Origin of the sequence: Streptomyces sp. ActVer, from assembly GCF_027270795.1 — a bacterium.
Taxonomy (GTDB): domain Bacteria; phylum Actinomycetota; class Actinomycetes; order Streptomycetales; family Streptomycetaceae; genus Streptomyces; species Streptomyces umbrinus_A.
The window spans coordinates 1-7,104 of the sequence record NZ_JAPWHT010000509.1 but is presented as its reverse complement, the minus strand read 5'-3'; the positions used below and the strand labels follow the sequence as shown (position 1 = coordinate 7,104).

At 70.2% G+C, this 7,104-nt stretch carries 8 protein-coding genes; 4 read left to right on the top strand and 4 right to left on the bottom strand.

Annotation, left to right across the window (positions count from 1 at the left end; genetic code table 11):
* Positions 1–74: 74 nt before the first annotated feature.
* The 3 genes from O3Q52_RS45745 to O3Q52_RS45735 all read left to right on the top strand — a co-directional run bounded on the left by O3Q52_RS45745 (position 75) and on the right by O3Q52_RS45735 (position 3,443).
* Complete coding sequence (locus O3Q52_RS45745; protein ID WP_269654401.1) at positions 75–1,136, top strand: PP2C family protein-serine/threonine phosphatase; 1,062 nt, start codon at positions 75–77, stop codon at positions 1,134–1,136.
* Positions 1,137–1,433: 297 nt separating this feature from the next.
* Entirely contained in the window at positions 1,434–2,774 is a 1,341-nt protein-coding gene (locus O3Q52_RS45740; RefSeq protein WP_269654400.1) for a transcriptional regulator, read from the top strand.
* 123 nt (positions 2,775–2,897) lie between these two features.
* The gene (locus O3Q52_RS45735; RefSeq protein ID WP_055613886.1) at positions 2,898–3,443 is read left to right on the top strand and encodes an NUDIX hydrolase; all 546 of its coding nucleotides are present in this window, start codon (positions 2,898–2,900) and stop codon (positions 3,441–3,443) included.
* Positions 3,444–3,466: 23 nt separating this feature from the next.
* Here O3Q52_RS45735 and O3Q52_RS45730 read toward each other — a convergent pair whose 3' ends face one another.
* Together O3Q52_RS45730 and O3Q52_RS45725 are read right to left on the bottom strand one after the other, a co-directional pair.
* Complete coding sequence (locus O3Q52_RS45730; protein WP_266504477.1) at positions 3,467–3,724, bottom strand: hypothetical protein; 258 nt, start codon at positions 3,722–3,724, stop codon at positions 3,467–3,469.
* A gap of 307 nt (positions 3,725–4,031) precedes the next feature.
* Positions 4,032–4,907 carry a 3-hydroxybutyryl-CoA dehydrogenase gene (locus O3Q52_RS45725; RefSeq protein ID WP_269654399.1) on the bottom strand — a complete coding sequence of 292 codons (876 nt, stop codon included), beginning with the start codon at positions 4,905–4,907 and terminating at the stop codon, positions 4,032–4,034.
* 171 nt (positions 4,908–5,078) lie between these two features.
* Between O3Q52_RS45725 and O3Q52_RS45720 the strand changes: the two genes are divergently transcribed.
* A complete protein-coding gene (locus O3Q52_RS45720) occupies positions 5,079–6,359 on the top strand; it encodes a glycoside hydrolase family 10 protein (RefSeq protein WP_269654398.1) in 1,281 nt (426 codons plus the stop codon).
* Here O3Q52_RS45720 and O3Q52_RS45715 read toward each other — a convergent pair.
* Both O3Q52_RS45715 and O3Q52_RS45710 read right to left on the bottom strand, forming a co-directional pair.
* On the bottom strand, positions 6,356–6,550 hold the full coding sequence (locus O3Q52_RS45715) for a DUF1918 domain-containing protein (RefSeq protein ID WP_269654397.1): 195 nt from the start codon (positions 6,548–6,550) through the stop codon (positions 6,356–6,358). The two genes, O3Q52_RS45720 and O3Q52_RS45715, sit on opposite strands and share 4 nt — an antisense overlap.
* 93 nt (positions 6,551–6,643) lie before the next feature.
* On the bottom strand, positions 6,644–7,104 hold a 461-nt coding region (locus O3Q52_RS45710; protein ID WP_269654396.1), incomplete at its 5' end, for a DMT family transporter.

Genomic DNA, 7,104 nt, shown 5'->3' with positions numbered 1-7,104 from the left:
CCCGGGCCCGGGCCCGGCGGCCGGGCCGCGGCGAGGCCCGCCGGCTCGGCCGGGATCAGCAACGACTGCGGCGGATGCTGGAGATGGGGCTGCCCGCCGTGTGGGGCGCGGCGGCGATCACGTACAAACTGGCCTGTCCGCTCGCCCAGCAGAACGGGCTCGGCGCCCGGATCGTCAGCTGCGCCGTCTTCTTCGCGGTCGGCACGGGCCTGATGATGCACGTCAGACGAGGGCTGCTGCGCGAACTCCGGCAGATCCGCAAGGTCGCGGGGGCCGCCCAGGGCGCCCTCCTTCGCCCGCTGCCGCCGCGCGTCGACGGGCTGAACATCGCCGCGGCGCAGTTCTCCGCCGACCGCGGGGCCACCGTCGGGGGAGACCTGTACGAGGTGATCGGCACCGAGCACGGTGTGCGGATCGTGATGGGGGACGTCCGCGGGCACGGGCTCGCCGCCCTCGGGACCGTCGCCGCCGTCCTCGGCAGCTTCCGCGAGGCCGTCCACGACGAGGCCGAACTCGCGGGCGTACTGCGGAGGCTGGAGCGCGCCATGGACCGCCATCTGCGGGAGCGCGCGAAGGCCGAGCACCCCTCGTCCGGGCTCGACCCCGACAACCCGGTCGCCGAGGAGTTCGTCACCGTGCTGCTCCTGGAGATCGGCCCCGACGGCGAGGTGCGTGCCCTCAACTGCGGTCACCCGTGGCCGTATCTGCTGCGCCGCCACACGGAACCGGTCGGGGTGCGAGGACAGGTGGAGCATCTCGCCCTCGGCGACCCCCTGCCTCCCCTCGGGCTCTTCCCCCTTCCCGCCGAACTGCCCGTCGTCCGCCGCGGGCCCTTCCTGCCCGGCGAGGCGCTCTTCCTGCACACCGACGGTGTCGAGGACGCCCGCGACAGCGATGGCCGGTTCTTTCCGCTGACCACCGCGCTGGCCGAGGCTTCCCGCTACCAGCAGTTTTCACCCCAGTCCGTACTCCGCACGGTCTTCACCCAACTGCTGCGCCACGCGGGAGGATTCCCGACGGACGACGTAGCCGTACTGGTCCTACGCAACGATCGTCAGCACGGTCGGGCCCCCTTGGGGGCGCGGGGAACTGCGCGACAAGCCACGATGGACCCGCAGCCGACCAACCACCTTTAGTCGTCCGGTGCTTGGTCGTCCGGCCCAACCCAGCGGAGCGAACCGGCGGAGCCGTCCGCCCCGCCACGGAGTGTCGGGCAGGCAGCTGGGCGGACGGCGCGAATCGGGCCGCCGCACTGTACGAGGGGGAGCCGGCGGCCCGGCCGGCCTCTTACGAGGCAATTCAGTCAACCGGGTAGCAACTCTCCGCAACAGCGCGCGTACTGCCCGGATTCGGGCACTCCGTTCACACCCCGTGTGAAGACGGAGGCGCTACGTTAAGCAGCACCGTCTGCACCGAGCCACCGGATGGCATTCATGCAGCCCAACTCTCTGCTCGACGCGATCCTCGACGAGGCCGGGATCTCGCACGCGGGACTCGCCGCCCATGTGAACCAGGCAGGCAGGGCGCGTGGCCTCGCACTCCGTTACGAACACACGGCCGTGGCGCGGTGGCTGAAGGGGCAGCGACCGCGCGGCCAGGTACCCGACCTGATCTGCGAGGTACTCGCCGGCCGGCTCCAACGGCCCGTCACACTCGACGACATCGGCCTCGGCGTGCCCGGCGAACCGGCCACCCCGCACGGCACCACGCTCTCCGGATTCGTGGAGCGCGCCACCGCGCTGTGGCGCTCCGACGAACAGCAGCGCCCGCACATCCTCGGCGCCCCCGCCGTCACCGGCACGCCCGCCGTGATGCCCGTGTGGGAGTGGGAGAACCCGCCCGAGGACGTGGACGTCTCGCGCGGCGGACGGCACCGCGTGAGCATGTCCGACATCGAGATGCTGCGCGCCGCCCGCGCCCACTACGAGCAGATGTACCGCAAGGCCGGCGGCGTGGCGACCCGGACCCGCATCGTCGGCTTCCTCAACTCCGAGACCGCGCCGCTCCTCAGAGGCAGCTACACCGACGCCACCGGCCGCCAGCTGCACCGGGCCACCGGCGGCCTGGTGGCGATCGCCGGCATCTGCGCCTACGACTCCGACGCGCACGGCCTGGCCCAGAGGTACTTCCACCAGGCGCTCCGACTCGCGAAGGCCAGCGGGGACAGGGGACTTGGCGCCTATGTCATCGCGCTCCTCGTCAACCAGGCGCTCTTCATGCGCGAGCACCGGCAGGCGGTCGCCTTCGCGGAGGCCGCGCTGCGCGCCGCGGGCCGGCACATCACTCCGGCGCTCGCGTCGGACCTCTACGCGATGCAGGCCAAGGCGTACGCACACCTCGGCGACGGCAGCAGCGCGCTGTCCTGCATCCGGCGTGCCGAGCAGGCCGCCGAGCGCATCCGGCGCGGCTACGAACCGGACGAGACCGGCTATGTCCAACCCGGTCTGGTGAACGTACAGGTGGCGGAGGCGCTCCTGAGCCTCGGCGACCTGTCGGCCGCGCGGGAGCACGCCGCGGCGGCCGTGGACAACCCGGCGCACGACCGGGGCAGGGTGCACCGGCTCGCCATGCTCAGCCAGATCGAACTGCGCCAGGGCAACGCCGACAAGGCGGTGGTCACCGCGGTCGAAATGGCGGAGCGGGCCCGGGGGATGGAGTCCCAGCGGCTGCGCGACAGACTGCGGGCGGTACGCGAACACCTGGTGGCCAACGGGTGCGCGGGCACCTCCGAAGCCGCCGAACTCATCGACGGAGCACTGCGCGTACCGCTCTAGACGTTCCGACCACCGCCGGGAGCCCCGAGCCTCCCCGCGGTGGGCAACTCTGCGCCTGCCGCTGCGCTGTGAAGACGCTCCTGCTGCCATATTGCCATCTACTCGGCGGAAGGTGGCAGAAAAGTGCAGTGGACGAAACTGAACGAACAAACTGTGTACGCAAACCGCTGGTTCAGCGTAAATCTCGCAGATGTCGAGCTGCCGGACGGTCGGCACCTCGATCACTTCTTAATACGGCTGCGGCCCGTCGCCGTGGCCACTGTGGTGAATGAGGCGAACGAGGTGCTGCTGCTGTGGCGGCACCGCTTCATCACCGACAGCTGGGGATGGGAGCTTCCCGCGGGTGTCGTCGAGGACGGCGAGGACATCGCCGTCGCGGCGGCCCGCGAACTGGAGGAGGAGACCGGGTGGCGACCGGGACCCCTGCGCCATCTGATGAGCGTCGAGCCCTCCAACGGGCTCACCGACGCACGGCACCACATCTACTGGGCCGACGAAGGCGCGTACATCGGGCATCCCGTGGACGACTTCGAGTCGGACCGTCGGGAATGGGTTCCCCTCAAGCTCGTCCCCGACATGGTCGCCCGCGGCGAGGTCCCGGCCGCCAACATGGCAGCCGCGCTGCTCCTCCTGCACCATCTGAGGCTCGGGCAGGACGCTCTGCCCTGATCCCCCCACCGCGTCCTGGGGCCTCAGCGGCCCAGAGCCTGATAGACCGCCACGGCGAGTGCGCCCACGGCCGTGACGACCGCTACCGCACGCAGCGGCCAGCGGGTGTGTTCCAGGGTGACGACCCGTGCGCTCAGGTCGTCCACCTCCTTGGCGGTCTGTTCGGCGCGATGGCTGAGCAGAGCCAGGCCGCCCTCGACGCGGGCATGAGCCACATCGAGTTTGCGGCGTAACTCTGCGAGTTCTCCTTGGACCACGGGATGCTCCGGGTCGGCGGTCACGGGTCCGCTCCTTTCCGTAGTCGGCACATCCGCTTCATGCGCACGGAAAGTCAACTCGCCTGGTGGACAGGTGGGGAGAGTGTGCGAGGGGCATATGCGAGCCCGCCGCGCACACGGTGTGTGAATGACACGGGCCCGGCCCCCAAAAGGGAGCCGGGCCCGTGTCGGCCTGAGGTTATACGGACGGTAGTCACGCGCCCGGGAGAGGGCGTGCCCCGAAGGGGCACGGGGATTTGCGCGACCAGCCACGAACGACCCGCAGCTGACCAACAACGTGCGGAAGCGTTCGGGGGTGTGTGCGTAGAAATCAGGCGTACGTATAAAAACCGGAGCCGGACTTACGCCCGAGCCGCCCCGCGTCGACCATGCGCTGAAGCAGCGGCGGAGCCGCGTACAGCGGCTCCTTGTACTCCTCGTACATCGAGTACGCGACAGACGAAACCGTGTCGAGACCGATCAGGTCGGACAACTTGAGCGGCCCCATCGGATGGGCACACCCCAGCTCCATCCCGTTGTCGATGTCCTCGCGGCTCGCCATCCCGGACTCGAACATCCGGATCGCGGAGAGCAGATACGGGATCAGCAGCGCGTTGACCACGAACCCCGAGCGGTCCTGCGCACGGATCGCGTGCTTGCCGAGGATCTTCTCGACCAGCGACTGCGCCCGGCTGATGGTGCCCTCGGACGTGGTGAGCGCCGGAATCAGCTCGACGAGCTTCTGGACCGGGGCCGGGTTGAAGAAGTGGATGCCGATGACCTGGTCGGGACGCGACGTGGCGACGGCGAGCTTCACCAGCGGGATCGAGGAGGTGTTGGAGGCGAGGATCGCGTCCTGCCGGGTCACCACCTGGTCCAGCACCTGGAAGATCTCGGTCTTGACCTGCTCGTTCTCGACGACCGCCTCGATCACCAGGTCGCGGTCGGAGAACTCGCCGAGGTCGGTGGTGAAGGAGAGCCGTGCCTGGGTGGCGTCGCGCTCCTCCTCGGAGATCTTGCCGCGCTCGGCCGCCTTGGAGAGCGAGTTGTAGAGCCGGGTCCGGCCTATCTCCAACGCCTCGCCGGTGGTCTCGGCGACCTTCACATCCAGGCCGGCGCGGGCGCACACCTCGGCGATGCCCGCCCCCATCTGGCCGCAGCCCACCACTCCGACGCGTGCAATGTCTCCCGCCGGGATGTCCGTCACATCGTCCCTTTCGCTCTCACCAGTCACTGGCCCGACAGGTCCCCGTACGGTGCCTGTCACCGCCACGCACGTTACTCCGGAACTGCACACGATCGTCCGGCCGGGTCGGGCATGCTGTGCGGTGGAAACGGTCCGTGACCAGGCGGACCCGGAGTGTTTGGAGCGTGCGGCATGGGGCGTATGTCACGTCGGGGATTCGCGACGGCCGCGGCGGTCGGGCTGTCGGGACTCGTGACGGCGGGACTGACGGCGGCGGTGGAGGTCTCCGGGGGCGACGGATCCGGCGACGACTCCCGGCCCCGCAAGCGCCGCGCTCCGGCAGGCGAGCTGCGCGGCATGTGGGTGGCGACCGTCGCCAACCGCGACTGGCCCTCGAAGCCCGGGCTGACCGCGGACCGGCAGCGCACCGAACTGCTCGGGCACCTCGACCAGGCGGTGGCGCGCAGGCTGAACGCGGTGATCTTCCAGGTGCGGCCCACCGCCAACGCCCTGTGGCCCTCGCCGTACGAGCCCTGGGCGCAGTGCCTCACCGGTGTCCAGGGCAAGGCCCCCGGCTGGGACCCGCTCGGCACCGCGGTGAAGGAGGCCCACGCGCGCGGTCTGGAACTGCACGCCTGGTTCAACCCGTACCGGGTCGCCAACCACACCGACCCGACGAAGCTCGTCGCCTCGCACCCGGCGCGCAAGCACCCCGACTGGGTCGTGCCGTACGGCGGGAAGCTGTACTACAACCCGGGTCTGCCCGAGGTCCGCACCTTCGTCCAGGACGCGATGCTCGACGCGGTGAAGAAGTACGCCGTGGACGCCGTGCACTGGGACGACTACTTCTACCCGTATCCGGTCGCGGGCCAGGTCTTCGACGACGACGACGCGTTTGCCGCGTACGGCGACGACTTCGCCGACCGGGCGGCCTGGCGACGGGACAACATCGACCGGCTGGTGCTGGAGACGGCCGCCCGGATCAAGAAGGTCCGGCCGGGCACGAAGTTCGGGATCAGCCCGTTCGGGGTGTGGCGCAACGCCACGACCGATTCACGGGGCTCGGACACCCGGGCCGGGGTGCAGACGTACGACGATCTGCACGCGGACACCAGGAAGTGGGTCCGGCGGGGCTGGATCGACTACATCGTCCCGCAGCTCTACTGGAACATCGGCTTCGCCGCCGCGGACTACGCGAAGCTGGTCCCCTGGTGGGCCGAGGCCGCACGCGGCAGCAGCACGAAGCTGTACGTCGGTGAGGCGCTCTACAAGGCCGGTGACCCCGCCCAGCCCGCGGCCTGGCAGGACGTGGCCGAGCTGTCCCGCCACCTCACCTTCGCGCGGGACCATCCCGAGGTACGCGGGCATGTGTTCTTCTCCGCCAGGGAAGTGGCGGCGGACAGCATCGGGGCCATGGCACGCGTGGTCGCCGACCACTACAAGCAGCCGGCGAAGCCCGCGCGCAGGGCTTAGTGGGTGTCCTTGTGGTGCTGGACCACGCAGTCGGGGCCGGGTGACATCAGGGTCTCGTGGCCGTCCTCGAAGCGGACCCGGTAAGGGGGACTGCCCTTCTGCCCGAGCACCTCGATGACTTCCGCGACCCGGTCGTGCTGCCCGACGATCCTGCCGTGCACCAGCAGTTGGTCGCCTACGGTTGCTTGCATCTGTAGGGCCTCCTCGTTTCGCACGGGAGTAGCGGTTGGTTACCGCAAGTCTACGGCGGGTGGCACCGGTTGCGACCGGCCCGTACGCGCCGCTCACCCCCGGGCCCGTTGGGTGACGGCGATGCAGACGAGCACGGCCGCGGCCGTCAGCGGTGCGGCCGGTGTCAGATGCTCGCCCAGGAGCAGCACCGACCACACCAGTGTGAGCAGCGGCTGCGCCAACTGCAACTGGCTGGCCTTCGGGATGCCGATCGCCGCCATGCCGCGGTACCAGACGACCAGACCGACGAACTGGGAACCCGCCGCGACCCACAGCAGCCCGGTCACGCTGTGCGCGTTCAGCTGCACGGGCTCGTACGACAGCGCGATCGCGGCCACGGGAACCGTCACCGGCAGGCACAGGACCAGCGCCCAGCCGATGACCTGCCAGCCCGGCATCACGCGGGCCAGCCGGCCGCCCTCCGTGTATCCCGCGGCGCAGACCAGCAATGCCGCGAAGAGATAGGCGTCCGCGCCGGCCAGCGCGCCGCCGCTCTGCTGCACGGTGAACGCGA

Excerpts from the sequence above, each read along its gene's own strand:
- O3Q52_RS45745 (WP_269654401.1), top strand. The coding sequence starts at position 75 with ATGCTGGAGATGGGGCTGCCCGCCGTGTGGGGCGCGGCGGCGATCACG.
- O3Q52_RS45740 (WP_269654400.1), top strand. The coding sequence starts at position 1,434 with ATGCAGCCCAACTCTCTGCTCGACGCGATCCTCGACGAGGCCGGGATC.
- O3Q52_RS45720 (WP_269654398.1), top strand. The coding sequence starts at position 5,079 with ATGGGGCGTATGTCACGTCGGGGATTCGCGACGGCCGCGGCGGTCGGG.
- O3Q52_RS45715 (WP_269654397.1), bottom strand. The coding sequence starts at position 6,550 with ATGCAAGCAACCGTAGGCGACCAACTGCTGGTGCACGGCAGGATCGTC.